At 73.2% G+C, this 1,197-nt stretch carries 1 pseudogene; it reads right to left on the bottom strand.

The window, feature by feature from the left end:
- Positions 1-17: 17 nt before the first annotated feature.
- Positions 18-1,197, bottom strand: a pseudogene (locus tag ACWFRU_RS42470) (hypothetical protein); the annotation flags it as partial.

Raw genomic sequence — 1,197 nt, 5'->3', positions numbered from 1 at the left:
GGGCCCTTGTTCGCGCCTTACCGCTGGGACGGCTTGGGGTTCTGCTGCTGCGGTTCGGTACCGCCACGGCGCAGATGCCCCGCCTGCTCAGGAGAGCCGCCCGCCTTCTTCGTTCCCGAGTCGCCCGGCTTCTTCGCTGCGCCGCGCGTAGGCGACTTGCCCCGCGCGGCCGCCGTGGAGACGCGCGTACCGCGCCCGTCCCTGGCGCCAGGGAGTGGCCGGGACAACGCCGCCCCGAACTGCCGCATCTCCGGGATGTCCACCGTGGTGGGAGCGGTCCTCCGCGCCGCCGGCGGCGTCCCGCCACGGCCGCCGCCGATGGAGCTGTAGGCGGAGGCGGCATCGGCTACGTCCCGCAGTGCATCTGCGGCCGCAGCGTCCGTCCCCTTCTCCTCGCCCCGGCGCCGGAGGCGGTCGGCCCCCGCCTGCGCCCACCCGGCGACCTTCTCGCAGGCGTTGATCGAGACCTTGCGGAAGAACTCGCCGACGCGGTTGTCCTCCATCAGGCGTTCGAAGTGCTCCCCGGCCCGCTCCCGCATGACGCGGAACAGGTGGCCGACCGCACCGCGCACCGTCTGGAGCTTCTGCCACTCCGGGAGGTCCTGGAGCGCGGCGCCGTGCGTATCGGCCTGCTGGAGGGCGGTGTTGACGTCCGATGCCTGTTGCAGGACGGGCGCGGCCGCCTCCCTTTCCGTGGTGCTGGCCGCCTCCCTTTCCGTGGTGCTGGCCGCCGGAGCCACAGGGGTGGCCGGTTCCGCCGGCGCGGGCGGGGTGACCGCCTCAGTGAACGCCCGCTGCAACGCGACGAGGTTGGCGTCGAGTTCGGCGACCAGGTCCTGAGCCGTGCCGTTCACCGAAGGTACGTGTTCGTCCCAGGCGTCCAGCACTGCCTGGAACTCGGCATGGACGTCTATCGGATCGGCCGCAGGCTTCGGTGCCGTGGTGTCTGTGGGCGAGGCCTCCGGGCCGGTCCACAGTGGCAGCTCACCGGGCTGCGGCGCGGCGGGCTCCGGCTGCTCAGTGGCCTGCAGAGCGTCTTCCAGCGCCCGGCGAACGGCGTCGACGGCGGCGTCGGTAGCCGGACCGCCGTCCTCGGGAGTTGCGGCGCCCTCCGCATCCCCTGGGGGCGGTGTGTCCGCCGTCGCTCCTGCTGGGGCCGCTGGAGATGCGTCGTGAGCGGTGTCCGTGGTCTGTGAG

It is taken from the genome of Streptomyces sp. NPDC055099 (assembly GCF_053607685.1).
Note: the sequence above shows the minus strand (reverse complement) of the source record. Positions and strands in the feature narration are given on the sequence as shown.